This window comes from Chryseobacterium sp. CS3K3.1, from assembly GCF_059515165.1.
In genome coordinates this window covers 324417-349319 of record NZ_JCAKRV010000001.1, presented here as the reverse complement: position 1 = coordinate 349319, position 24903 = coordinate 324417, and the positions used below count along the sequence as shown (strand labels likewise).

The 24903-nt window shown below is 38.1% G+C and carries 19 protein-coding genes; 6 read left to right on the top strand and 13 right to left on the bottom strand.

Annotated elements, in window-relative coordinates; translation table 11 throughout:
- Positions 1–72: 72 nt before the first annotated feature.
- The 7 genes from AC5YGI_RS01505 to AC5YGI_RS01475 form a co-directional block, all read right to left on the bottom strand.
- A complete protein-coding gene (locus AC5YGI_RS01505) occupies positions 73–1089 on the bottom strand; it encodes a hypothetical protein (protein ID WP_496167336.1) in 1017 nt (338 codons plus the stop codon).
- 85 nt (positions 1090–1174) lie between these two features.
- Positions 1175–2506 (bottom strand): hypothetical protein, encoded by a 1332-nt coding sequence (locus AC5YGI_RS01500; protein ID WP_034691800.1) that lies wholly within the window; start codon positions 2504–2506, stop codon positions 1175–1177.
- Positions 2507–2514: 8 nt separating this feature from the next.
- Positions 2515–3204, bottom strand: a complete 690-nt coding sequence (locus AC5YGI_RS01495; protein WP_110009109.1) for a c-type cytochrome — start codon at positions 3202–3204, stop codon at positions 2515–2517.
- A gap of 1 nt (position 3205) precedes the next feature.
- Positions 3206–3727: a DUF3341 domain-containing protein gene (locus AC5YGI_RS01490; protein WP_027371993.1), complete on the bottom strand. Its 522-nt coding sequence runs from the start codon at positions 3725–3727 to the stop codon at positions 3206–3208.
- Positions 3714–5111: an NrfD/PsrC family molybdoenzyme membrane anchor subunit gene (nrfD, locus tag AC5YGI_RS01485; protein WP_034691792.1), complete on the bottom strand. Its 1398-nt coding sequence runs from the start codon at positions 5109–5111 to the stop codon at positions 3714–3716. The genes AC5YGI_RS01490 and nrfD overlap by 14 nt, the downstream gene beginning before the upstream one ends.
- A gap of 25 nt (positions 5112–5136) precedes the next feature.
- Complete coding sequence (locus AC5YGI_RS01480) at positions 5137–8199, bottom strand: TAT-variant-translocated molybdopterin oxidoreductase (protein ID WP_137904465.1); 3063 nt, start codon at positions 8197–8199, stop codon at positions 5137–5139.
- A gap of 23 nt (positions 8200–8222) precedes the next feature.
- Positions 8223–9581 (bottom strand): c-type cytochrome, encoded by a 1359-nt coding sequence (locus AC5YGI_RS01475; protein WP_110009111.1) that lies wholly within the window; start codon positions 9579–9581, stop codon positions 8223–8225.
- A gap of 184 nt (positions 9582–9765) precedes the next feature.
- Between AC5YGI_RS01475 and AC5YGI_RS01470 the strand changes: the two genes are divergently transcribed.
- Positions 9766–10323, top strand: a complete 558-nt coding sequence (locus AC5YGI_RS01470; protein WP_330744878.1) for an SPOR domain-containing protein — start codon at positions 9766–9768, stop codon at positions 10321–10323.
- A gap of 56 nt (positions 10324–10379) precedes the next feature.
- On the opposite strand, the gene AC5YGI_RS01465 is transcribed toward AC5YGI_RS01470, so the two are convergent.
- From AC5YGI_RS01465 to AC5YGI_RS01440, 6 genes are all read right to left on the bottom strand, one after another.
- Positions 10380–11657, bottom strand: coding sequence for a DUF6080 domain-containing protein (locus AC5YGI_RS01465; RefSeq protein ID WP_496167335.1), 1278 nt, complete (start codon positions 11655–11657; stop codon positions 10380–10382).
- 74 nt (positions 11658–11731) lie between these two features.
- Positions 11732–12547 carry a T9SS type A sorting domain-containing protein gene (locus tag AC5YGI_RS01460; protein ID WP_330744880.1) on the bottom strand — a complete coding sequence of 272 codons (816 nt, stop codon included), beginning with the start codon at positions 12545–12547 and terminating at the stop codon, positions 11732–11734.
- A gap of 86 nt (positions 12548–12633) precedes the next feature.
- A complete protein-coding gene (locus AC5YGI_RS01455; protein WP_496167334.1) occupies positions 12634–14175 on the bottom strand; it encodes a protein adenylyltransferase SelO in 1542 nt (513 codons plus the stop codon).
- Between the two features lie 75 nt (positions 14176–14250).
- Positions 14251–16629 carry a transglycosylase domain-containing protein gene (locus AC5YGI_RS01450; protein WP_227941198.1) on the bottom strand — a complete coding sequence of 793 codons (2379 nt, stop codon included), beginning with the start codon at positions 16627–16629 and terminating at the stop codon, positions 14251–14253.
- A gap of 6 nt (positions 16630–16635) precedes the next feature.
- Positions 16636–17100 (bottom strand): gliding motility lipoprotein GldH, encoded by a 465-nt coding sequence (locus AC5YGI_RS01445; protein WP_446107048.1) that lies wholly within the window; start codon positions 17098–17100, stop codon positions 16636–16638.
- Positions 17093–18487, bottom strand: coding sequence for a PSP1 domain-containing protein (locus AC5YGI_RS01440; RefSeq protein WP_496167333.1), 1395 nt, complete (start codon positions 18485–18487; stop codon positions 17093–17095). Before AC5YGI_RS01440 ends, AC5YGI_RS01445 begins: the two co-directional genes overlap by 8 nt.
- A 442-nt stretch (positions 18488–18929) precedes the next feature.
- Here AC5YGI_RS01440 and AC5YGI_RS01435 point away from each other — a divergent pair, with 442 nt between their 5' ends.
- The 5 genes from AC5YGI_RS01435 (at position 18930) to AC5YGI_RS01415 (ending at position 24873) form a co-directional block, all read left to right on the top strand.
- The gene (locus AC5YGI_RS01435) at positions 18930–20168 is read left to right on the top strand and encodes an OmpP1/FadL family transporter (RefSeq protein WP_330744884.1); all 1239 of its coding nucleotides are present in this window, start codon (positions 18930–18932) and stop codon (positions 20166–20168) included.
- 12 nt (positions 20169–20180) lie between these two features.
- Complete coding sequence (locus tag AC5YGI_RS01430; RefSeq protein WP_343643873.1) at positions 20181–21641, top strand: G-D-S-L family lipolytic protein; 1461 nt, start codon at positions 20181–20183, stop codon at positions 21639–21641.
- Between the two features lie 85 nt (positions 21642–21726).
- A complete protein-coding gene (locus AC5YGI_RS01425; RefSeq protein WP_110009120.1) occupies positions 21727–22665 on the top strand; it encodes a ribose-phosphate pyrophosphokinase in 939 nt (312 codons plus the stop codon).
- 56 nt (positions 22666–22721) lie between these two features.
- On the top strand, positions 22722–23369 hold the full coding sequence (locus AC5YGI_RS01420; protein WP_110009121.1) for a 50S ribosomal protein L25/general stress protein Ctc: 648 nt from the start codon (positions 22722–22724) through the stop codon (positions 23367–23369).
- Positions 23370–23652: 283 nt separating this feature from the next.
- A complete protein-coding gene (locus AC5YGI_RS01415) occupies positions 23653–24873 on the top strand; it encodes an aminotransferase class V-fold PLP-dependent enzyme (protein ID WP_330744887.1) in 1221 nt (406 codons plus the stop codon).
- The last annotated feature ends 30 nt before the right edge of the window (positions 24874–24903 follow it).

The window sequence follows — 24903 nt, the reverse complement described above, 5'->3', positions numbered from 1 at the left end:
TGGATTTTATTTTCACTTTATGTTTTATGACTTATTTTATTTCTTTATCACAGGAGTCATAATCTTTTATTTTTACTTTTTATTGGGTTGTTCTTTTAAGTCTCCTTTAAAAAAATTACTGAAGATGGTCTGCATATTCGGGAATGAAGGATCCTGCCAGTAAGATGTTTGATAACTGCTGTTATCTTTACTGAATTTTACCTTTTCAATATCATTGTCATTAGTAAAGCTAAGTTCCACAGGATAGAAATTAGTGTAAAGTGCAATCTGATTGTATTCGGGTTCACTTTTATGTTTAAGTTTAATAAAAACCAGCTCGTTATATTCCAGAAAATCTTTTAGTGTTTTTTCTGATCCCTTTTCAAAGGACATATTCAAAATGGTTCTGATATCATAAAATCTGTATCCGAAGAATGAAAATTCTTTTTCGTGAAGTGCGCCGCCTGTCACTTCAATCTGATCTTTACGGTCGCCTTTCAATTCTCTGATGATATTTCTTTTGGTTTTATACTCTTCAGGATTTCCTACATTTTTAAGTTTTGGGATTTGCAGAGAGTTCCCATAATCCCATGATGAAGTTTCTTTTTTCTCGTTTTTAGAGTCTGCCAGTCTGAAAACTCTGTATTGTTCAACATTGGTACTTTTTAGTTTTTTTGTTTTGTTGTCAAAAATATAGGTTACAATTCCGTCGGTATAACTATTCAGTTTATTATTTACGGTCACGTAAGCATTAAAATTTCCTTTGATAAAAATGTATTTGGCAGGTTTATTATTTTTGATAACTACCGTTTCAATTTCTTTTACCTGATCATTGATTTTAATAATGGGCTGATCAAAATCGGAATAAGATAAGGTAGCCACCGGAAAATTATTGTAGACAAGCTGAAACTTTTCCTGTGAGGGAGATAATGATTGTTTGTCAATCTTACCTTCAATATCTGAGTATGCCAGAATAGTTCCATCTTTCCCAAATACAGAAACTCTTGGAAGAGGGTTGTTATTTTTTTCAGAAACAAAGGTGATGGTCTGAGCCTGAATAAAACTACATAGCAAAAGGAAGAATGTGTAAAGGCAAAGTTTTGTTTTCATAGTATGTTTTGTTGATGTATGTGCATAAAAAAAGACTGATCGTTTTAACAATCAGTCTTTTATCATTTTATTTTGTTACAAGTCCTTAGAAAGGATACTCATAAATTTCAGATTCGTGTAAGAATGGGTTTCCTGTAGGAATCAACTTCAGTTTAGATAAAGCTGAAAGTACAGTAAACATGAATAATCCGGCTACGAATAAGATTGCTCCAAGGATTAACAGGAATACTTCAGGAGTGTTCCAGTATGGTCCTACCGTTCCCGGCATTACCATGTTGAAGTAATCTAAGATGTGTCCTAAGATCACCACTACTGCCATTGTAGTAACAACTTTGTAGTTTCTCTTGATGCTGCTGCTCACTAATACCAATAATGGTAATAAGAAGTTGATGATCAACATCGGTAAGAAAGTAGGAGAGTAGTGCTGGAATCTACCGAAGAAGTAGTTAACCTCTTCCGGAACGTTGGCATACCAGTACAACATGAACTGAGCAAACCATGTATATGTCCAAAGCATACTTGTAGCGAAAAGGAATACTCCTAAATCGTGTAAGTGGTTGTCATTGAACTGTGGTAAGAAACCATTTTTCTTAAGATAAACACTTAATAGAATGATTACAGCGATACCACTTGAAAGGCAGCTAACCATTGAATACCAGATATACATTGTAGAATACCAGTGAGGGTCAATAGACATCAACCAGTCCCAAGCCCAAGCTGCAGAAGCAAATCCGAAGAATGCGATATATCCTACTGCCCATCTGTAAAGCATTTGGTACTCTACTTTAGACTTCGTTTCATCTACTTTCTTAGACTGAGCTTTTAATTTCCAAGCGAAGAAAGAAGCACCAATCACATAGATTAAAGTTCTTACTGCGTAGAAAGGAATATTTAAGAATTTTTTCTTTTCGAATAAGATCACATCAAAATGCGGAGAATCCGGGTTTGTCAATTCAGGGTCCATCCAGTGGAATAAGTGACCATTATGAGTGATGTTTAAGATCATAAGGATTACCAGGATTGCACCACCGTAAGGGATATAAGAAGCAATAGCTTCCATTACTCTTGTAATGATGATCGGCCATCCTGCGTGGGCAGCGTGCTGAATAGAATAGAAGAATAATACGCAGCAGCTTACTCCAAAGAAAAATACAGCTACAAAATGTATTGCTGCTAAAGGCTGGTTGTGTACCTGCAATGTAGCATGCTCAAGGTGAGCCGCGTGATCCTGAGGTCCAACCATTTCACTTGAGTGTGTAGGAGCAGTATGACCTGAAGCATGAACAGCTTCCATCATTTGTTCTATTTTCTCAGTAGAAATTCCTTTGTTCAAAAAGAAACCAATACCGAAAAGAACTAAACCTACAACAAGAAGTATTATAGAAGTTGATTTTAATTTTGGTGAAAAACTATACATTTCTTTTCTTATTTTTTAGTTTCGGTAGTCGTTTCAGTTGTTGCTGGTGCCGCCGCTGTAGCTGCTGCCGGTGCTGCTGCTCCTTTTTTGAAAGCACTCATCACATACATTGCTACTCTCCATCTGTCTCCTGCGTTCAATTGTCCCGCATAAGATCCCATGGCATTTCTACCGTTTGTTAATACATAATGAACAGATCCTACAGTAAGTTCTCTGTCAGCATAGTTTGGCACTCCGGAGAATGCTCCACTTTGTACGATAGGTCCTTGTCCGTCACCTCCTGTTCCGTGGCATGCAGCACAAGTGTGATCAAACAATATTTTACCTCTTTCAAGATCCTTCGCTGCATTAGCCGGGTTCAAAGGAGATACTGTAAGTTTTTTAGAGGCTTCATACCCTGCGTTGTACTCGTCAACATTTTTAGGTAATAAGCTTTCTTCAAAAACTCCATCTTTATTCTGAGCAACTGATCCTTCTACCGGAGAAAGACCTGTTGCACCATTATTTTTAACAAAAGCAGGAATTTCATTTTCATGATCTGAGTAAGCATCCTGAGCTTTCATCAACGGATCATAAGCTACCGGAAAATACATGTCCGGGAAATATACCAACGGAGTGTTCTCCTTTGGTCCGCAAGAGTTAAGTAAAACTGTTGTTAAACCTAAAACCGCTGTAATTTTTAATACATTCTTTTTCATTTTAAGCGTCTTTAACAGTTATTTCTTCAACTCCAGTTTCAATAAGCAACTGTTTTACAGATTCTACATCTTCAGTTACGAATTCCATCATGAATTTATCATCAGTAGTTCTTGGGTCCGGGTTCTGAGCAGGAGCTCCTGGATACATTTTGTTTCTAACCAGGAAAGTTAAAGACATCATGTGAGCCGCACAGAATACCATTAATTCGAACATTGGAACTACGAATGCCGGCATGTTGTGTCCCCAGTCAAAAGCTGGTTTACCACCGATATTCTGAGGCCAGTCGTGATTCATCACATACCAGGTAAGAGTAGCACCGATCGTTACACCATAACAAGCATAGATGAAAGCAGCATCAGAAATTCTGGTTTTCTTTAGACCTAAAGCTTTGTCTAGTCCGTGAACCGGAAACGGAGTATAAACTTCGTTGATTGCGATTCCTTTATCGTTGAATGCTTTAACGCCGTTCATTAAATCGTCGTCGTCAGCATAAAGTCCGTATACAATTTTAGTGGTGCTCATCTCCTTCTTTTGCTTTATAAGTTTCACCTGAGATTTTCAAAATCGATTTTAATTCAGCCTGTGCAATTACAGGGAATGTTCTTGCATATAATAAGAATAATACAGAGAAGAATCCGATCGTTCCTAAGTATACACCCACATCAATGATCGTTGGCTTAAACATTGTCCATGATCCTGGTAAGTAGTCTCTTGAAAGGTTGATAACGATGATATCAAAACGCTCGAACCACATACCGATGTTGATGATTAATGCAACAATGAATGTCCAGATAATGTTCGTTCTTAGTCTCTTGAACCAGAAAGAAGCAGGAATAACAAGGTTACAGATGATCAATGACCAGAATGCCCACCAGTAAGGTCCTACCGCAGCACCCGGAGAAAGATATGTGAAATCTTCAAATCTGGATCCTGAGTACCATCCGATGAAATATTCAGTTGCGTAAGCTACAGTTACCATACCACCTGTTAAGATGATTACGATGTTCATAATTTCGATATGATACATTGTAATATATTCTTCTAAGTGACATACTTTTCTTGCAACCAACAATAGGGTCTGTACCATTGCAAATCCTGAGAAGATCGCACCGGCAACGAAATAAGGAGGATAGATTGTTGAGTGCCATCCTTTAATTACCGAAGTTGCGAAGTCAAAAGATACGGTAGTGTGTACTGAGAATACAAGCGGAGTTGCCAAACCTGCAAGAACCAAAGAAAGTTCTTCGAATCTTTGCCAGTGTTTTGCTTTACCACCCCAACCGAATGCAAGGAATGTATAAATTTTCTTAGTCCAAGGAGTTTTCGCTCTATCTCTGATCATTGCAAAGTCAGGGATTAGTCCCATGAACCAGAATACTGTTGATACTGAGAAATACGTAGAGATCGCAAATACGTCCCAAAGTAGAGGAGAGTTGAAGTTCCCCCAAAGAGAACCGAATTGGTTTGGTAAAGGGAATACCCAGTATCCAACCCAAACTCTACCCATGTGGATTACAGGGAAGATTGCTGCCTGTACAACCGCAAAGATCGTCATCGCCTCTGCAGATCTGTTTACAGACATTCTCCATCTCTGTCTAAATAATAATAATACTGCGGAGATTAGGGTCCCGGCGTGACCGATACCTACCCACCATACGAAGTTGGTAATATCCCAACCCCAGTTAATAGTTCTGTTAAGCCCCCATGCTCCAATACCTGTCCCGATAGTGTAAGCGATACAGCCGAATCCATAGAGGAATAGAACTAGTGCAGCATATAATGAGATCCACCATAATTTACCTGCTCTTTCTTCGATAGGTCGTGCGATATCTTCTGTAATATCGTGATAAGTTTTGTGACCAATAATTAGAGGTTCCCTTATCGGAGCTTCGTAATGTCCTGACATTTTTTACCTATTTATTATTTAAACTTTATTTTTCTACTCTGTTTCTTACTTTAGTGTGATAGAACACGTTTGGTTTTGTTCCGATCTCCTCTAGTAAATAATATCTTCTGTTAGATGCATATTGCTCTCTGATCGAAGAATCTTTATCATTCATGTCTCCAAATGTCATTGCTCCAGTAGAACAAGCTTTAGAACAAGCAGTCTGGAATTCTCCATCCTTCACTCTTCTTCCTTCTTTCTTAGCCTCAAGAATTGTATTCTGAGTCATTTGGATACACATTGAACATTTCTCCATTACCCCTCTAGTTCTTACAACTACGTCCGGGTTAAGTACCATTCTTCCTAAATCATTGTTCATGTTGAAATCGAACTTGTCATTTAGGTTATAAGTAAACCAGTTGAAACGTCTTACTTTGTACGGACAGTTGTTTGCACAATATCTTGTACCGATACATCTGTTGTAAGCCATATGGTTTTGACCTTGCTTACCGTGTGAAGTAGCCGCTACCGGACATACAGTTTCACATGGAGCGTGGTTACAGTGCTGACACATTACTGGCTGGAAGATCACATCAGGATTATCAGCAGGGTGGTTCAATGCACCTCCTTCTTTGTTGAATGCAGTACCGTATAATTCTGGTACAGCCATTCCTTCTTTTAATCCTTCGTATACTTCTACCGTTTGTCTTGAAGAATAGTAACGGTCAATTCTTAACCAGTACATATCTCTGGACATTCTTACTTCTTCTTTCCCTACAACAGGAACGTTGTTTTCTGCCTGACAAGCAATGATACATGCTCCACAACCAGTACAAGAGTTCAGGTCGATAGATAAGTTGAAGTGAGGACCATCTGTATCATCAAAAGCATCCCAAAGGTCGATTTTTCTCGCTGGAAGTGCTCCGCTGATCGTGTGGTATTCCAAAGGTTTGTTCCATCCTTTGTGTTCGTCATCGAAAGCTACGTTGATGAAATCTGCCAAAGGAACTTCCTTCGCGATTTCATAACGACCCATCAATGTATTTTGAAGCTGGATACCTGCGAATTCGTGATCTTCTCCTGTTTTCTCAATTTTAACACCTGAAAGCACAAGGTTAGAACCGTCAAATAAAGGATAAGCATTTACACCGGTATCAGCAGTTGCTCCTGAGTTTTTCTTACCATAACCAAGCGCAAGACCTACAGATCCTTCAGCTTGTCCTGGTTGTACGAATACAGGAACATCTTTTATTGTTACTCCGTTTACAGTAAGGTTTACAATAGAACCATCCAGCTGCATTCTAGCGTTAAGATCGTTATCAATTCCGAACTTTTCTGCGTCTTTTGGAGAAATTGTCAGATAGTTATCCCAAGACATTCTTGTGATTGGGTCAGGTAACTCTTGTAACCAAGGGTTGTTTGCCTGAGTACCATCTCCCATTGAAGTCTTAGTGTATAATACTAATTCTAATTCAGAAGCTTTAAAGTTTCCTAGTTCAGCAACAGCCTGAGCAGCGTTTCCACCTGCATAAGCTAAAGTAGTTGCGTTGGTAGAAGCGTTGATACCGTTATACAATGCTTTGTTGAAAGAAGTACCACCTAGAAGAGAAGCAGAGTTTGCTTTTAAATAATCGTAGTAATTGTTTGCTGCATTGTTTTTTCCGTTCTTCCATACCAATAGAGATTCTTCAATCTGTCTTGATTTGTAGATTTTCTGGATTGTAGGCTGCATTAATGAATATACTCCTGTCTGTGGTTCGATATCTCCCCAAGACTCCAGCCAGTTGGCTACAGGAATTACAGCTTTCGCTGCTTTGTACATTTCATTTTTCTTATCTGCTACAGCAATTACGTAAGGAACTTTAGATAAAGATTTCTTGAAATCTTCTCCTTTTGGATGAGAATAGATAGGGTCTACATTGTTGGTAACCAATACACCAACTTGTCCACCGTTTACCCATCCTAGGAATTCCTGGTATCTTGCTCCGTCAAATTCTTTAAGGAAGTTTGCTTTACCTGTGAAAGCTACTGAACCTAATTTCTGGTTGATTAAGTGTGCTAAAACCTGTGCTCCTTTAGAACCGTCAGCAAAAACAACAGCTTTGCTGCCTTTTGCTTTCAATTCGTTAGCAATTTCAGTTGCAGTCTTATCAGAAGTACCGCCACCTACGATTGCGTTGTAAACTTCAACTAAGGTTTTGTTTACAGCACTTGGTTTTAATCTGTATCTTGAGTCAGCATTAGCACCGGTTAAAGACATGTTAGATTCCACCTGAATGTGTCTCAACATGTTTGGTCCTGGCTTTCTAGCTGCTGCATAAGAAGTTTCTAAGCTTGAAGCGTTATAGTCTCCTAAGAAATCAGCTTGGAAAGAAACTACCAATTCAGAACCTTTAAGGTCATAAACAGGTAATGCTCTTTGTCCGAATACTTCCTGAGCTGCATCTAATCCTGCAGAGTAAGGGAAAGCATCATACGTTACTAATTCAGCTGTAGGATATTTAGCTTTGAATTCAGCGAATAACTTTTTGAAAGTTGGTGAAGCAAAAGAGTGTGATAAAACCACAATCTTTTTGCCAGACGCTTTAGCTTCTTCCAAACCTTTAATAACAAAACTGTCTACTTTATCGAAAGTTTCATCTTTACCATCCAGTTTAGGCTGCTTTACTTTATCATTATCATAAAGAGAAAGTACACTTGCCTGAGCTCTTGCGTTAGTTTTACCTAAATCGCCGCCAGCTGGGTTTGGTTCAATTTTGATAGGTCTACCTTCACGGGTTTTTACTAAAACACTAGCAAAGTCGAAACCGTCAAAATAGGTTGAAGCGTAATAATTAGGGATTCCCGGAATAATATCATGCGGTTTTACCACGTAAGGAATCGTTTTGATTACCGGAGCTTCGCAGGCAGCTAAGGTAACTGCTGCTGTAGAGAATCCTAGTAATTTAAGGAAATCTCTTCTTGAAGTACTTGATCCGTTTTTCTCAGCATCTCCAAGGAAATCTTCTACCGGAATTTCTTCCTGAAACTCTTTCTGAGCCAGCTTATTATTCAAAGCCGGATCTTTAAGTTCATGAATACTTCTGAATTGTATTTTGTTTGAAGCCATTTATACTTCTAATTTTTTAGTTATTAATAATGACATTTACCACACTCAAGACCTCCAATTGCATCTACAGTGATCTTACCTCCATCTTGTGGATATTGTTTTTTCAACTTGTCATGTAGATTTTTGAAGTACTCTTTATTATAACCGTTGTTCATATCAACTTCAGTCGTTCTGTGGCACTCGATACACCATCCCATAGTAAAGTCGTTAGCCATCTGAACAACATTCATTGTATCAATTTTACCGTGACAAGCTTTACATACAACATCAATTTTGTTGTTAGGATTCTTTTTGTTGAAAGAATTGATGATCGCCTGTTCCCCAGCAATTACGTGCTGAGAGTGGTTGAAGTAAACGAAGTCTGGCATGTTGTGGATTCTTGTCCATTCAACCGGTTGTGTTTTTCCTGTGTACTGTTGTTTTGCAGGATCCCAACCTGTTGCTGCGTAGATCTTCTGGATTTCACCGTCATAGAATGCCTTGTCTTTTCCAGGCTCCATGTAGTGATCTGCGTTGTATTCAGAAATTGTTCTGTGACAGTTCATACAAACGTTCATAGAAGGAATCTCAGATACTTTTCCGTATTTAGCACTGGAGTGACATAACTGACAGTCAATTTTCTGTTCTCCGGCGTGGATTTTGTGAGAGAAGTAGATAGGCTGTTCAGGTTTGTATCCTTTGTAAACACCGATCCACATTAGCCAGTTCCATACTCCGTAAGCAGCCAAAATAGCAAGGATTGCCAATAGACCTTTACCAATGAAGTGGAACTTCTCATACATTTCACTGAAAGAACGAACTCTTGTTTCATTAAGTCCCGCTAAATCTTCAGACTGACCCAGTTTTACCAATTGTCTTAGTTTAACCAAGATCCAAACCAGTAAACCTGCGATCGCTAAAAGTGAAATGATGACAACGTTTGTTGTAGTTTTGTCTGCAGGTGCTGCCGCAGCAGCGTCAGTTGCAGGAGTTGCTTCCGGCTTTTTCTCCTCCGGAGCAGGAGGGTTAGTTGTGAAAGCTAAAATGTCGTCAATATCCTTATCTGTAAGATTTGGAAAGACCTGCATTTCAGTCTTATTAAACTTTTCAAAAATCTCATTAGCGTATTTATCCCCAGAAGCTCTCAGAGCTTTGTTGTCTTTGATCCACTTGTGAAGCCAATCTTTGTCTACACCACCTTCTGTCTTTACTCGTTCTACAACCCCTTTTAATGGTGGTCCTACAACTTGTTTGTCCAGCGCGTGACATGCAGTACAATTCGCTTTGAAAAGTTTCTCTCCGTTTTTAGGATCGCCGTCTTGCCCGTAAAATGAAGCACTGGTTGATAGCAATAAGCCTATCGCGATCAACGTTTTTTTATAATGCTTTCTCCAACTAATCATTTAAATTATCTTATGTTAGTAAATTATTGAACATTCAATCAATTCCGCAAAAATAATATTTTTAACAGGAATTTAACGGTATATCGAAAAGGGAAAATATCATTTACGTTTAATTTGTATTGATTCTAAATAACCAGTTTGGTATAGTTTTTTAATTTGTATAAATTTGCGGAAACAAGTTTAAATGAGAAATCTAATCAAAATATTTTCGATATTATCATTATTTGGATTTTATAATATTGAAGCACAGCAAGTTGTTAAAAAGGATACCCTGTCAGGAACAGAGCTTGTAATGACAATGGATTCCAAAATAAATGCTGCTTTGGAAGGAATTGAAGGGAAATGTGCTAAAGCTGCGCCAACAAATTCTTCCAGAGATTTCAGTAATAATGATAGTGGAATTTCTACAGGAATAAGTACAAAACCACCTAAGATCTTTGTGCCAAGCAGAGAACTTACCAATGCTGAAATCTGTAAGAAAAATCCTAGAATTTTAGGGTTTAAAATTCAGATTACAACAGTGAAAAGTAATGAAGAGGCCAATGAGGTGAAGTCTTATTTCAGAAAAAGATTTCCCAACCTGAAAGTGGAAACAGATGCGTCTTTAAGACCCAACTATAAGATTTTGGCCGGAAGTTATTTCACAAAACAAAGTGCTGCCAGTGATCTTTCCAGAATCAGAGAATATTTTAAATCTGCGGTAGCAGTACAGTATAGAATTTTCTGTGCCGAAGCAAAATAAGAAGAATTTATTTCAACATAAAAAACAAAAAGCTGAGAAAACATTCTCAGCTTTTTTTATTGGTAATAATGTTCCATAAACCAGAAAAATTCTGTCATTCTGAAAATATTACAGGCGAGCAGATAAATGAATAACACTACAACCGTTAATGTTAGCAATGACATGATTTTAGGTGATGATCTGTAAGCAAAAAAGAGCCATCCTAAAAGCAAAGGATATACAAAAACAAAATGTCCTCCGTAAATGTAGGAAGTATGAAGACCAAACCTCATCACACAGTGGATCGCAATGTCAATGAAAAATGAAATGGCAATCACCTGAACCCATTTATTTTTGAAATTTTTACAATAACTCCAAATGATCAGAATCAACAGCAGGATTACAAAAAAGTAAGGAAACACTGACGAATAAAGGTCCATGTAAAGGCCTTTGAAATTAAAGCCTTTCATATTATGCTTGTCTGACATGATAAATCCGGGGAAAAGAATATTACCTCCGAAAAAGAACGAAAGGATCATATCCCATGCCGGCATCGACTTTACATTGGAGAACTTTTCATATTGCTGATTTGTTTTTGAAAAAATATTCTGATATTTAAAATCAATTCTGTTCAAATAAAGAAGTACAAAACAGATCATAGAGACTGTTACTCTAAGCGCTGCATTTCCGAATTTTTTCCAGTTTCTGAAAAGTCCTTTTTCAAATAAAAGTGGGATGAAAACTTTTATAATGTTTGTAATGGTAAGCCCTCCGATAGTAATCCCAGCCAGTGATAAGGCGGTTGCAGGGATCTTCTCTTCCTTCTTTAGTTTTATTGCAGCATAGTGGTTGTATAATGAGAGTAAAAATAAAGTGTAGGTGAAGTTTTCCGGAGTGAATGACAAGATGATATTAGTGGAAAAAGCTCCAAAGAATAATATGATTAAAAGGCATAACCATAAAGGAAGCTGAATGATATTCTTTACATATTTAAATACCTGAACAATATTCAATGTGATGATGATATTGCTGAGCCATGCCAGCGTGAGTCTGAAGCTGGCATCCATTTTTCCTCCTGAAATAAATAATGAAAATTCTCTTACCCAGTTAAAAAAGTAGTAGGACAGAGGGTGTCTTTCAAAGCTGCCTCCTGTCATAAGGATCGATTTATTATCAAAACTGAAATAAGCGTCCCATGGAATTCTGCTGTCAAAAATAATTCTGTAATGCAGGGCTATATAAGACCCTAATATTCCATAACAGATCATGAAAAACAGAAATATTGCCAGTTCGGTATAGGTGGATGGGAAAACCAGTTTTAAAAAATGGATAAATTTTGTTTTGATATAAGACACGTGTCAAATTTTTTGCAAAAGTAAAATAAAAAAACCACCAAAATTGGTGGTTGTAAAAGTTTGTATAAACGTTCTTACTGTTTGATTACTTTCTCGGTTTTGGATGTTCCATCAGAGAAGTCTACTTTTAGTAAGTAAGTTCCTTTTGGAAGTGACGAAATATCTAATCTTTCTGAAGCGTTATTGAGTAGGGATTTTCCGCTCGCATCAATCACTGTGGCAGATTTGATTTTTTTATCAGCTCTGATGTTGATTTCTCCTTTTGTCGGATTCGGATAGATGCTGGTAATGTCTTTTACTTTGGCATTTGTTTCCTGAGTAGATAATGTGCCATTTGCCAAAACCTGTACATCATCTATTGAAAGACTATCCGCGTCATTAGCTACATAATGGAATCTGAATTTGACATTGGCTTGTCCTGCATAAGGAGTTAAACTCACCGTAATTGCCAATGTTTCATAATCGATAAATAATCCATAATTTTCTTCAACCCATACCTGGTTCCATGTGGTTCCTCCGTCAGTGGACACTTCTACTTTTAAATCTCCATTAGGATTAGGATCAACCATGTATTCGTATCCTATTTTCGCGTTAAACTTTAGGACCGGGTTTGTTGTTCCCACTAAACTGAAAGAAGGACTTGTTAAGTGAGCATCCTGTGCCTGGGCAATCCATCCGATACCTGCAGATTTTCCATCTGTGATATTAAATGTTGCTTGTCCAGTTGCATTGAAGATTGTGGTGGTGAATCCCCAAGGTCTTGAAGCTACATTTGTTCCCGTTGTCCATCCTGTTGGAGGAAATGTCGTGCCCTGAAAAGTCTCTGAGAGAATCTGCGCATTTCCCAATAAAGAAGAGACTAAGAAGATGAATAGTAATTTTGTTTTCATTTGGTTTACGTTTAAAGTTGATAGTAAATGTAATAAAAAAATGAAAATAATTACATGTTTTTTAATTTTTTATGAATAATAATCAATTACGAACTGCATGAAAGTGTGGAACATCCCGCTGTATCATCATATCCCGACGGTCTTCTGACGGAGAATTCAGGGTAGATTTCCTGATATGGATTTTCAAGAGCTTTGGTAAGCTTTTCCAACATTTCCTTTTTACCGTTGCTGATCTCATCGATGCATTCGTAAAGAAGATAATTTCGAAGGATGAATTTTGGGTTTGTTTTTTCCATCATGGCTAAAGATTCTTCTTTGGAAATAGAGTTTAATTCTAATCTTGACCTATAACTTTTGATGAAATTATTAAGTTTTGCCAGCTTTTCTTCGTCCAAAATAATATAAGAGACCTCTTTAAAGTGCTCTGATATATTGGTTTCTTGAGTTGTTTTTACCAGTTGATTGAAAAACAGAGTATAATCCAGCTGAAGCTCTTGCATAAGACCTTGCCAGTTGGTGAAGAAATCCTCATCTTCTTTTCGCAGCTGATCAAATCCGAATTTTCTGCAAAGCATCTGGTCGTGGGCTTCCCAAAAATAGGTGCCAAAATTATTTAAAGTATCTTCCAAAAACTTTTCATCTTTGATTAATGGATGAAGAGCATTGGCCAGCTGCCAGAGATTCCACTGAGCGATCTGTCCCTGTTTTCCGAAAGCATATCTTCTTCCGGGAAGATCTGTAGTGTTAGGAGTGAAATTCAAATCATATTCATCCATCATGGAATAGGGGCCGTAATCAATCGTTAATCCGAGAACAGACATGTTGTCTGTATTCATCACTCCGTGTACAAAGCCTACTCTGAACCATTCAACCATCAAGTCGGCAGTCCGGGTACATATATTTTCAAAGAAGTCTCTGTATTTTTTGTCGTCAGTTGATGTAATTTCCGGATAATAGTTTTCAATGGTAAAGTCGGCAAGTTCCTGAAGATTGTTGTATTCCCTTTGGGCAGACATGAGTTCAAAATGTCCGAAACGTAAAAAACTTTCAGCAGTTCTGATAACCACTGCACCTTTTTCCAGTTTTGGATTTCCATTATACATGATGTCACGCATTACATCTTCACCTGTGAAAGCCAGGCTAAGCGCTCTGGTTGTAGGAATGCCCAGATGATACATGGCCTCACTCATCAGGTATTCACGTACAGAAGATCTTAACACAGCTCTTCCATCGGCATGTCTGGAGTAGGGTGTTGCTCCGGCTCCTTTCCATTGAATCTCGGTCTTTTTTCCTGCCTCATTGATAATTTCACCGGCAAGAATGGCTCTTCCGTCTCCAAGTTGTCCTGCCCAGTTTCCGAACTGATGTCCTGCATAAGCCGTGGCATAGGTTCGGACGTTTTCCGGAAGGTTATTCCCCACCAGAAAGTCCAGGTCTTTATCTTCATATTTTCCCAAGCCTATTTCCTCTGATAATGCTTCGTTAAAAGCTATCAGTTCAGGTTTATCAAAGCCTGCAGGTTTAATGGTGGCAAATAAAACCTTTGGAGTGTTTCTCTGCATAGGGTTGTTGGAAAAATCACCGGGAAAAGTTTCAATAAATGGCTGTCTGATGCGTTCGATATTCATGCTTCAAAGGTATTAATTATAAAAGAAAAGACCTTCCAGATTATTGAAAGGTCTTGTGTATTTCTAAAAGAGAATTTATTTATTGAAATCTACTTCATCATTAGAATGAAGGTTTTCATTGATATTATCCTCTTTCTTTTCTGTTGGTTTTTTAGGCGTTGGATCTACTGGCCTTGGATTTTTGATCTCATCAATGGTTTGAAGGCTTCCTTCGTCTCCATATCCTCCGCTTAATCCTTTAAGGTTTGAACATCCGTCTTTCCAGTCTGAAGGTTTTACGAACTTGTCATCAGGAGTAACTCCCAAGCTCTTATCAGCCCATACTTTCTTCATGAAAATTGCCCAGATCGGTAATGCCATTCTTGCCCCCTGACCTTCTCCTGTTCCAAAGAAGTGGGTGGCTCTGTCTTCCCATCCAACCCATGCTCCGGTTGCCAGTTTTGGAGTAATTCCCATAAACCATCCATCAGAGTTGTTCTGAGTTGTTCCTGTTTTGGCAGCAATTTCTACTGCTTTTGAGATTCCTCTTCTTCCCAGCTCTCCGGAAGCGGTTCCGTATTGTGCAACACCCTTCATCAGTTCAATCATGGTGTAAGCATACATTGGGTTCATTACTTCCTTAGGCTCCACGTTTACTTCTTTGATCACCCTACCGTTGGCATCTTCAATTCTCCAGATCATTTCTGGTTTGTTATAGTTACCATAGTTGGCAAAAGTACTGTAAGCACCAAGCATTTCGTAAATTGTAATGTCTGATGAACCTAAAGCAATTGTATTGTTTCTCGGAATATCTTCTGTTACTCCCAGATCTCTTGCCGTCTGGATTACAGCGTCCACTCCTGTCATTTCAATAAGTCTTGCGGCAACAGGGTTTTGAGAATGTGCCAATGCGTCTTTTAAAGTTAGCATTCCGCCTCTTCCCGGTACATGCCATCCGTTATGATCATAAGTTCCGTTAGAAACAGCTGAACAAGGGGTCATTCCCAGTTTCATAATCGCAGTGGCATATACGAAAGGCTTGAATGTAGATCCCACCTGTCTTTTACCTTGCTTGATGTGATCATATTGGAAGTGCTGCCAGTCTATACCTCCTACCCAGGCTTTGATCTCCCCGGTTCCCGGAACCATAGACATCAAACCTGCCTGTGCAATTTGTTTGTGGTATCTGATAGAATCCCATGGTGACATTTCAACCTCTTCTTCTCCGGCCCATGTGAATCGTGAAGTTTTGATTGGTTTCTTGAACTCCATCATAATAGAATCTTCAGGCATTCCGTCAGCTTTCAGTAATTTGTAACGGCCGGTTCTTTTCATTGCCTGAACCATCACATCATTGATTTGTTTGTCGTTCAGATAGTAGAAAGGTCTGTTCTTTCTTCCTCGCTGTTCTGCATCAAATCTTTTTTGAAGATCTGTTAAATGTTCTTTAATTGATTCTTCCGCGTATTTCTGCATTTTAGAATCAAGGGTTACATATATTTTTAAACCGTCTTTATAAAGGTTAAGTTTTTTACCGGTTTCTTTTTCATGAGCCTCAAGATATTTATCAATCTCTTTTCTCAGATAAAATTTGTAATAAGCAGAATATCCGTCAGTGATACTTTTAATAGGGTGGAAATCCACTTCTATCGGTGTATTGGCTGCTTTTTCATAGGTTGCCGCATCAATATATCCGGTTTTCTGCATTTGATCCAATACTACATTCCTTCTTTCTTTAGCCTTTTCAGGATACCTGTAAGGATTATTTTTTCTTGGGTTCTCAAGCATGGCTACAAAGGTTGCCGCTTCAGGTAATGTAAGCTCGGAAGTTTTCTTGTTAAAGTAAACTCTGGAAGCCATTTCAATACCATTGGCATTGAAAAGAAAATCGAATTTATTGAAATAAAGAGTGATGATCTCTTCTTTGGTGTATCTTTTTTCAAGGCTTACTGCTACAACCCATTCTTTCAGCTTCTGGAATGCTCTTTGAACTTTATTCTGAGAAGCATTTCCTGTGAAAAGAAGTTTGGCAAGCTGCTGGGTGATGGTAGAACCTCCACCACGTCCACCACCATAAGCTACGGCTCTGGCAACGGAATATAAATCGATTCCCGAGTGTTCTTTGAAACGCTCATCTTCTTTAGCCTGTAAAGCATAAATAAGATAAGGAGGAAGGTCCTTATAAACAATTGGCTGAGTTTTTTCTTTTTCGAATTTACCCAAGGTTACTCCGTCTGAAGAAATGATCTCAGAAGCAACAAAGATGTCTGGGTTTTCAAGTTCTTTTACATCAGGCATTTCACCAAGGAATCCCTGGGAAACCGAAAAGAAAAGTCCTGAAATTCCAAGAACTACCGCAATGAGTCCTATCCAAATAAATGAAACCCATTTTCTCCAGGAGGTATCTTTCTTTTTCTTGGGAGGCAGAGGAAATGTTTTCCCCTTATTTCCTGCATTTTTTTTGTTTTCTTCCATTTATGGTTACGGTTTAGCCGTTTCTATTTTTACCCCAATATCCTCAATTCCCGGAAGGTTGTCGTTTCTCATCGCCTGGGTAAGGCCGATTTCATATTTTCCTTTTCCCGGAAACTGGTAATTTACTTTATACTGAAATAAAGTTTCCTTCGTATCACCAAACCCTGTACCAAGCCATTCTCCGTTGGGTTTTGCCAGAACATAATTCAAGGTGTCTGTTTCCTTTTTTTTGTTCTGAAGATTGGTGAAATTCACTATAAACCTTATATTGCTGTAAGGATAATTGCTGTTATTTCTTACAACAAATATAATATTTTTAGGATTCTGCGGATCTGAAATTTCAAGATTAAATTTTTGTTCACTTTTCTTATTCCATTTGTTATCAACGGAATTCATAATGATGTCTCCTCCTGAGGAAGAGTTACAGCTAAAGAAAAGGATAAGTGACAGTAATCCTAAAATTTTATGCATTATTATCTTTTTTTGGAGGATATCTCTTTTTGAATTTCTTCTTGTTTGGATTGCTCTGTGGCTTCTTATCAGCATCAGAAGTATTCACTGCTTTTTCCGCAGCTGCTTTTTGCTGTGGGTGCTGCTTTTGAGGTCTTGGCTGACTGGTAGACTGGGCATTTGGGTTTTCGGTCTTTTCAGATCTTTCCGGCCTTTCGTTTTTCTCCGGTCTGTTTCTTTTCTGTCCTTGTCCCTGGCCCTGGTTTTGTGATCCCTGTTGGCCGTTATTCTGTTTATTCCTGTTTCTGTTTCCTCTGTTTTTCTTCTCAAATCGGTCCACATTATTTTCCTGGATCAGGTCAATGGTATGAGTAGAGGCTTCCGGCTGTTTCAAATCTTCAAGAGGAAGCGTTTTTTCTCCTCTTTTGTTTTTTGAAATCAGTTTTTTAACAAGATCAATATCGAAATCATACCATGCAATTGAACTATCCACATAAGCAAACCACATTTTCTTTTTGAACACGTCAATTTTGATACAGAATGCTTTTCCTTTCTCTGTTTCCAAAGTAGTTGAAGAAGAAGGGAAGTTGCTTAACGCATCCAGATAGCTGTCAAGCTCATAGTTAAGACAGCATTTAAGCTTACCGCATTGTCCTGCAAGTTTCTGAGGGTTGATGCTCAGCTGTTGATATCTTGCAACGTTGGTGTTTACAGACCTGAAATCTGTAAGCCATGTAGAACAGCAAAGTTCACGTCCGCAAGATCCGATTCCGCCCACCTTGGCTGCTTCCTGTCTGAAACCAATCTGTTTCATATCAATTTTAGTACGGAAAGCTCCAGCGTAATCTTTGATTAATTGTCTGAAATCCACTCGGTTATCAGCGGTGTAGTAAAAGGTGATTTTTGACGCATCCCCCTGATATTCCACATCAGTAACTTTCATTTCAAGGCCTAATCTTTGTGCAATTTTTCTTGCTTCAAGCTTTACGCCATCTTCTTTTTTTCTTGCTTCCTGCCATACCTCAAGATCTTTTTGGTTGGCCTGTCTGTATATTTTGAGTGCCGATTCTTCAGAAAACTTTTTCTTTTTCATCTGAATCTTTACTAATTCTCCCGTAAGGCTTACTACGCCTACATCGTGTCCCGGACTTGATTCTACTGTAATTACGCTACCTATATGTAAAGGAATATTATTTACATTTTTATAAAACGATTTTCTGTCATTTTTAAACCTAACTTCTACAAAATCACACCTGTTAGGTGCCGGATTGTTGATGTTAGAAAGCCAGTCAAAAACACTTAATTTATAACTATTCCCGCAGGTATTTACATTTTCACAGCCATTTGCGGTTTTTTTAGGGCCGCAAGAATGTGCAGAATCGCCGGATGTTTTACATCCACAACTCATATTTTCTATTATTTATAATCTGCAAATTTATGTATTTTTATCTTTATGCGATTCTAAAATACTTAAATAAGCTGAATTCGGTATAAAACATTTCCATATTTTGACTAAGAATGATGGCTGTAGACGTAATCAGAGGCTTTATAAAAAATAAAAATGCAGATTTTTAATATTCTATTTATTCTATTTTGTTTCCTTTAACATTTATTGTCTTTTTACTTTTCTGTATTGCTTTTTTTAAACAAATGTTTAAAATTAAACAGTGAATATGGCTTTGTTTATCACCTGTTTTAAATACTTAATAATGATTATTTTGCATTTTATTTTATTCGAGGTGTTATTTTAAACATAGTTTTCTTTTACAATATTGTTTAAAATATTAGGAAATATTAACAGACGTATTCAAAATAATTTTATATTTGGCTTATATATATAATAATAGTCTATGAAAAAAATATTAGTATCAACTGCTTTATTGGCGGGAGTTCTATCTTATGCAGGGGGCTTCAGAGTTTCCCTGCAGGGGGTAAAACAATTGGCAATGGCGCATACTAGTGCTCATGCCGAAGACGCGAGTGTGACATTCTTTAACCCGGCGGGTATGTCATTTATCCCTTCCAAGCTGAGTGTAGTGGCAGGAGGGTTTGGTGCAAGTAATAAAGTTACTTTTCAAAACTTTAATACTTTACAAAGTGCAGAAACAGATAATCCTATAGGAACACCTCTATATGCTGCAATTACTTATAGACCCATAGAGAAACTTACCGTAGGGTTCAGTTTTTCAACGCCTTTTGGAAGTACAATCAAATGGCCTGATAACTGGGAAGGTAAGGAATTGGTACAGAAAATGGAACTGAAAAGTTTCTATTTTCAGCCAATGGTCTCTGTAAAACTGGCTCCATGGGTATCTTTTGGTGCCAGCTATATCTACGCAAGAGGAAAAGTGGATTGGGACAAGGCAGTGACTCAGTTTGACGGAAAGGTTAATATTAATGACGATAATGCAACCGGACACGGATATGGATTCGGTTTCTATTTCAGACCTGACCCGAAATTAGATGTGAGTATTGCATATCGTTCAGCAATCGATATGAAAGCTAAATCAGGAACTGCTACATTCCAGTTCCCGTCTCAATCTGTTTATAATCAGCTAAAACTGAATGCTGCAGGACAAGATGGTTTCTCAGCAACGCTGCCATTGGTTGAAGAATATACCATTGGTTTAACTTATAAGATAACACCGAAGTGGCAGGTTTCTGCAGACTTTAACTATCATGGATGGGAAAGATACAGCAAGCTTACATTGGATTTCGAGAATGCGCCTATCGGAAACAATCCGTCAGATCCAACGATTCTTACCAATCCTAAGAACTTCAAAAACTCCAAAACTTTCAGACTGGGAACCCAGTATGCATTCACCAATATGATCTACGGACGTTTGGGTGCTTATTATGATGAAGCACCTTATACTACAGATAACTTTATCCCGGAAACTCCTTCATACGATACCTATGTGGTTACAGGTGGGGTAGGCTTCAAGCTGAAGCAGTTCGGAATTGATGTTGCTGGAGGATATGCAATGCCTCAGTACAGAAAGGTAAATAATGTTAATATAGGGCTTAACGGACAATCAAAGGCAACCGCTTTCTACTTTGGTCTAGGTTTCTCTTATAATCCATTTTAATTTTAGAAGACTATGAAAAAAATTATAATATCGACAATGGCAGTTTCTGCACTTCTTTTTACAGTAAGCTGTAATACGGATTTCGATACGGATGTGAAAGATATCCCGGTAACAAAAGGAGACGCAGACTTTTCAAAATATATATCGTTAGGAAACTCATTAACTGCTGGTTATAGAGATGGGGCACTTTACAGCAGTGGACAGAATGAATCTTATCCAAGCATGATTGCTGCGCAGATGCAATTAGCAGGTGGAGGAGCTTTTAAACAGCCAATGATGCCTAATGACACAGGAGGGTTTACCAATTTATTTAACCCAGCAACAGGGGATTTTGCAGGTAAATATGTGTTAAGTGTTGTGAACGGAGCATTAACTCCCGGCCCAACAGCTCCAGGAGCAGCATTGGATAATGTTTCTGCTGGTGGTCCTTACCAGAATATGGGAGTTCCGGGAGCAAGAGTAGCGCATTTACTGGCTCCAGGATATGGGAATCCAGCCGGATTAATCTCTACGCCTGCTACTGCAAATCCATATTTCGTAAGGTTCGCATCATCAACAACAACTTCAGTAGTAGAAGATGCGCTAAAACAAGACCCAACCTTCATTTCTTTATGGATAGGAAATAATGATGTTTTATTATATGCAACTTCAGGAGGAGCTGATCCAAATGTTCCGATTACTCCAGTAGATGGTGCTGTAGGGGTAGGGTTCAGTAATACCTATGCTTATTTAGTAGATAAACTATTCCCGGCCGGTACAAAAAGAAAAGGTGTTATTGCTAATATTCCAACAGTTACCAATGTCCCTTACTTTACGAGAATTCCTGCTATGCCTCTTACGGGTCTGACAGATGCTCAGGTGACTCAGCTGAATACAGGATATGCTCAGTATAATGCAGGATTACTTCAGGCTAAAACCTTAGGAGCGATCAGCGATGCTGAATATCAGAGAAGGTTGATTAAATTTACTGCCGGAGCAGCAGTCAACGGAGCTGTAATTGTAGATAAAGATCTGTCAACTGTTCCGGGACTTCCAAAATACAGACAAACAACAGCCAAGGATTTAATTCTTTTACCAGCTAGTAAAGTTCTAACTCCACAGGCTGGAGGAGGTACTTCAGTACCATTAGAAGATAAGCTTGTCCTTACTGAAGCTGAGACTGCAAAAGTTCTTGCTGCTACTGCAGGGTATAACACAGCGATAAAAAAAGCCGCAACAGACAAAGGTCTTGCCTTTGTGGATATGGATGCTAAAATGATGGAATTGAATTCTAAATCAGGAATTATTTGGGATGGAGTAAAATATACTGCAACATTTGTAACTGGCGGAGCGTTCTCTTTAGACGGAGTTCACCTGACAGGACGCGGATATGGTATTGTTGCTAATGAATTTATTAAATCTATTAACGCCAAATACAATTCTACACTTCCACAGGTAGATCCGAACAAATATTCAGGAGTTAAATTCCCTTAATAATTGATAAAATAAAAACTTAGAAACCACAGGAGTAAATCTTGTGGTTTTTTTTTAAATTTGCAAAATCTTTTAAAAAGTAAAAATGGCCGATCAGTTAAGTTATCTATTTTGTACAAGAACCAGCAGGGACTTGGCAGAGAAAATTGCCCAGAATTATGGGAAAGAATTAGGAAAAATCAACTTTCAGGAGTTCAGCGATGGGGAATTTGAGCCTGTTTTGGACGAATCTGTAAGAGGAGGAAGAGTTTTCCTGATTGGATCTACATTCCCTCCTGCAGACAATCTTTTGGAACTTCTTCTAATGATTGATGCAGCAAAAAGAGCTTCTGCAAAGAGCATTACCGTAGTAATTCCTTACTTTGGTCTTGCCAGACAGGACAGAAAAGACAAACCAAGAGCGCCGATCGGTGCAAAATTAGTTGCTAACCTTCTTACTGCAGCAGGAGCAACAAGAATCATGACAATGGACCTTCATGCAGATCAAATCCAGGGATTCTTCGAAATTCCGGTAGATCACCTGTATGCCTCTACTATTTTCGTAGACCATATCAGATCTTTGAATCTTGATAATCTTACCATCGCTTCTCCGGATATGGGAGGTGCGAAAAGAGCGAAAAACTATGCCGGTCACCTGGGTGCTGAAGTAGTAATTGCTTATAAGGAAAGAAAAAAAGCAAACGTTGTAGAAGAAATGTTCCTTATTGGTGATGTTACAGGTAAAAACGTAATCCTTATTGATGATATGATTGATACTGCAGGTACACTTTGCAAAGCTGCAGATATCTTAATTGAAAAAGGAGCAAAAACAGTAAGAGCTATGGCTACTCACGGAGTGCTTTCTGGAAAGGCTTACGAGAATATTGAGAATTCAAAATTGCTGGAAGTTATTGTAACTGACTCAATTCCTGTTAAAAATAATTTGTCATCTAAAATAAAAGTGCTATCTTGCGCCCCGTTATTTGCAGACGTTATGACAATGGTTCATGAGCATAAATCAATTAGCAGTAAATTTGTTATTTAATTGATTTTAAAGAGATTGCAAATTAAAATTAGAACAATTTTTTAAATTTTTTATAAATGAAATCTATTACAATTCAAGGTACAAAAAGAGAAAGCGTGGGCAAAAAGTCTACAAAAGCTTTACGTGATGCTGAATTAGTTCCTTGTGTTGTTTATGGAGGTGAAGCACCTTTGAACTTCTCTGCTGAAGAGAGAGCTTTCAAAGGATTAGTATACACTCCTGAAGCACACACGGTATCTATTGAGGTTGACGGAAAAACAATTCCAGCTGTTCTTCAGGATATTCAGTTTCACCCGATTACTGACAAAATTCTTCACGTTGACTTCTATCAGTTATCTGATGATAAGCCAGTGATCATGGAAGTTCCGGTAAGAATTACAGGACGTTCAAAAGGTGTTGTAGCTGGTGGTGTTTTACGTCAGTCTTTCAGAAAACTAAAAGTAAAAGCTATCCCTGCTAACCTACCTGACGAAGTAGTAGTTGATGTTACTCCATTAAGAATTGGTAACAAACTTTACATCGGTGGTATCAAAACAGAAGGATATTCTTTCATGCACCCTGACAACGCAGTAGTAGTTGCTGTTAAGATGTCTAGAAATGCAATGAAAGGAGGTGCAGCAATGCAGGATGATGATGAGGATGAAGAAGTTGCAACAGAAGAAGGTGCAGCTCCTGAAGCGGCAGCTGAAACTGCAGCAGAATAAGAATGCTTATTTAAACAATATAAGAACCCGTCAGTTATGGCGGGTTTTTTATTTGATAACGAGTAAGCAGGATACCTGAACAATCTGGTAGGCTGCTTTCAATTTTGTCTTTTTGCCCTTTAGTAATTTCATCTTTTGTTTTATTGGCTTTCTTCACCTTGCCCTATTGAATATTTCTATCAACAGATAGCGATCAGTACCCAACCCCATGCTTCCTTTCGGAAAAAAAGCCGTAAATTTGAAGAGTTCTAAATAAGGACGTTTTAATTTAAAAAATAAATAAATGTTTGACATTCAGGAAATAAGAAGCCAGTTTTCTATATTGGACAGAGAAGTGAACGGTAAGCCTTTGGTTTATCTGGATAATGCAGCTACATCCCAAAAACCAAATTCAGTTTTGGAAGTCTGTCACGCATATTATACAGAACTTAATGCTAATGTTCACAGAGGAATTCATACGCTGAGCCAGCTGGCAACAGAAGAAATGGAGCTTTCAAGAAGAAAGATTCAGAAATTCATTAATGCTGAACATGACTTTGAAGTGATTTTTACCAAGGGAACAACAGAAGGGTTGAACCTCATCGCTTATATTTTAACACAGAAACTGCAGAAAGATGATGAAATCATTATTTCATATCTGGAGCACCATTCCAATATTGTTCCATGGCAGATGCTGTGTGAAAGAACCGGAGCGAAACTGCGCGTGATTCCTATTGATGAGAACGGAATCCTTCAGATGGATTATTTTGATCAGTTTTTGAGTGAAAAAACGAAGGTTGTTTCTGTAAACCAGGTTTCCAATGCATTAGGTATTGTGAATCCGATTGAAGAGATTATTGCCAAAACAAGAAAAAATACGGATGCTTATGTTGTGATAGACGGAGCTCAGTCTGCTCCGCATTTCAATATTGATGTACAGAAACTGGATTGTGATTTCTTCGTATTCTCAGGTCATAAAATGTATGCTCCGATGGGAACAGGTATTTTATATGGAAAACAAGAAATATTGGAAGCGTTACCGCCTTTTCACGGAGGAGGAGAGATGATTGCAACATGTTCTTTCGATGGTACTACTTATGCAGGTCTTCCATTCAAATATGAAGCAGGAACGCCGAATGTAGGTGGAAATATTGCTTTAGGAGCTGCTGTTGATTTCATGAATAAAATTGGTCATACCCACATTCAGAATCATGAAAATGCTTTATTGGAATATGCGCAAAGACAGCTTTTGGAAATAGATGGTATTAAAATCTATGGTGAAAAAGCAAAGAGAACAGGTGTTGTTTCCTTTAATTTAGAAGGAGTAGGAATTGCCTCCGATGTAGGGATGATTCTTGATAAAATGGGGATCGCTGTAAGAACAGGACATCACTGCACACAGCCTATTATGAACTTCTTTAATATTGCCGGAACAGTGAGAGCAAGTTTTGCTGTTTATAATACTTTCGAAGAAATTGACGCTCTGGTGGAGGGCGTTAAAAAAGCACAGAGAATGTTGAGCTAATCAATATTGGAGTCAATTATATAAAATTAA

Excerpts from the sequence above, each read along its gene's own strand:
- AC5YGI_RS01480 (WP_137904465.1), bottom strand. The coding sequence starts at position 8,199 with ATGGCTTCAAACAAAATACAATTCAGAAGTATTCATGAACTTAAAGAT.
- AC5YGI_RS01435 (WP_330744884.1), top strand. The coding sequence starts at position 18,930 with ATGAAAAAAATATTAGTATCAACTGCTTTATTGGCGGGAGTTCTATCT.
- AC5YGI_RS01505 (WP_496167336.1), bottom strand. The coding sequence starts at position 1,089 with ATGAAAACAAAACTTTGCCTTTACACATTCTTCCTTTTGCTATGTAGT.
- AC5YGI_RS01495 (WP_110009109.1), bottom strand. The coding sequence starts at position 3,204 with ATGAAAAAGAATGTATTAAAAATTACAGCGGTTTTAGGTTTAACAACA.
- AC5YGI_RS01420 (WP_110009121.1), top strand. The coding sequence starts at position 22,722 with ATGAAATCTATTACAATTCAAGGTACAAAAAGAGAAAGCGTGGGCAAA.
- AC5YGI_RS01475 (WP_110009111.1), bottom strand. The coding sequence starts at position 9,581 with ATGATTAGTTGGAGAAAGCATTATAAAAAAACGTTGATCGCGATAGGC.
- AC5YGI_RS01490 (WP_027371993.1), bottom strand. The coding sequence starts at position 3,727 with ATGAGCACCACTAAAATTGTATACGGACTTTATGCTGACGACGACGAT.
- AC5YGI_RS01470 (WP_330744878.1), top strand. The coding sequence starts at position 9,766 with ATGAGAAATCTAATCAAAATATTTTCGATATTATCATTATTTGGATTT.
- AC5YGI_RS01460 (WP_330744880.1), bottom strand. The coding sequence starts at position 12,547 with ATGAAAACAAAATTACTATTCATCTTCTTAGTCTCTTCTTTATTGGGA.
- AC5YGI_RS01430 (WP_343643873.1), top strand. The coding sequence starts at position 20,181 with ATGAAAAAAATTATAATATCGACAATGGCAGTTTCTGCACTTCTTTTT.
- AC5YGI_RS01445 (WP_446107048.1), bottom strand. The coding sequence starts at position 17,100 with ATGCATAAAATTTTAGGATTACTGTCACTTATCCTTTTCTTTAGCTGT.
- AC5YGI_RS01440 (WP_496167333.1), bottom strand. The coding sequence starts at position 18,487 with ATGAGTTGTGGATGTAAAACATCCGGCGATTCTGCACATTCTTGCGGC.
- nrfD (WP_034691792.1), bottom strand. The coding sequence starts at position 5,111 with ATGTCAGGACATTACGAAGCTCCGATAAGGGAACCTCTAATTATTGGT.
- AC5YGI_RS01500 (WP_034691800.1), bottom strand. The coding sequence starts at position 2,506 with ATGTATAGTTTTTCACCAAAATTAAAATCAACTTCTATAATACTTCTT.
- AC5YGI_RS01450 (WP_227941198.1), bottom strand. The coding sequence starts at position 16,629 with ATGGAAGAAAACAAAAAAAATGCAGGAAATAAGGGGAAAACATTTCCT.
- AC5YGI_RS01415 (WP_330744887.1), top strand. The coding sequence starts at position 23,653 with ATGTTTGACATTCAGGAAATAAGAAGCCAGTTTTCTATATTGGACAGA.
- AC5YGI_RS01425 (WP_110009120.1), top strand. The coding sequence starts at position 21,727 with ATGGCCGATCAGTTAAGTTATCTATTTTGTACAAGAACCAGCAGGGAC.
- AC5YGI_RS01455 (WP_496167334.1), bottom strand. The coding sequence starts at position 14,175 with ATGAATATCGAACGCATCAGACAGCCATTTATTGAAACTTTTCCCGGT.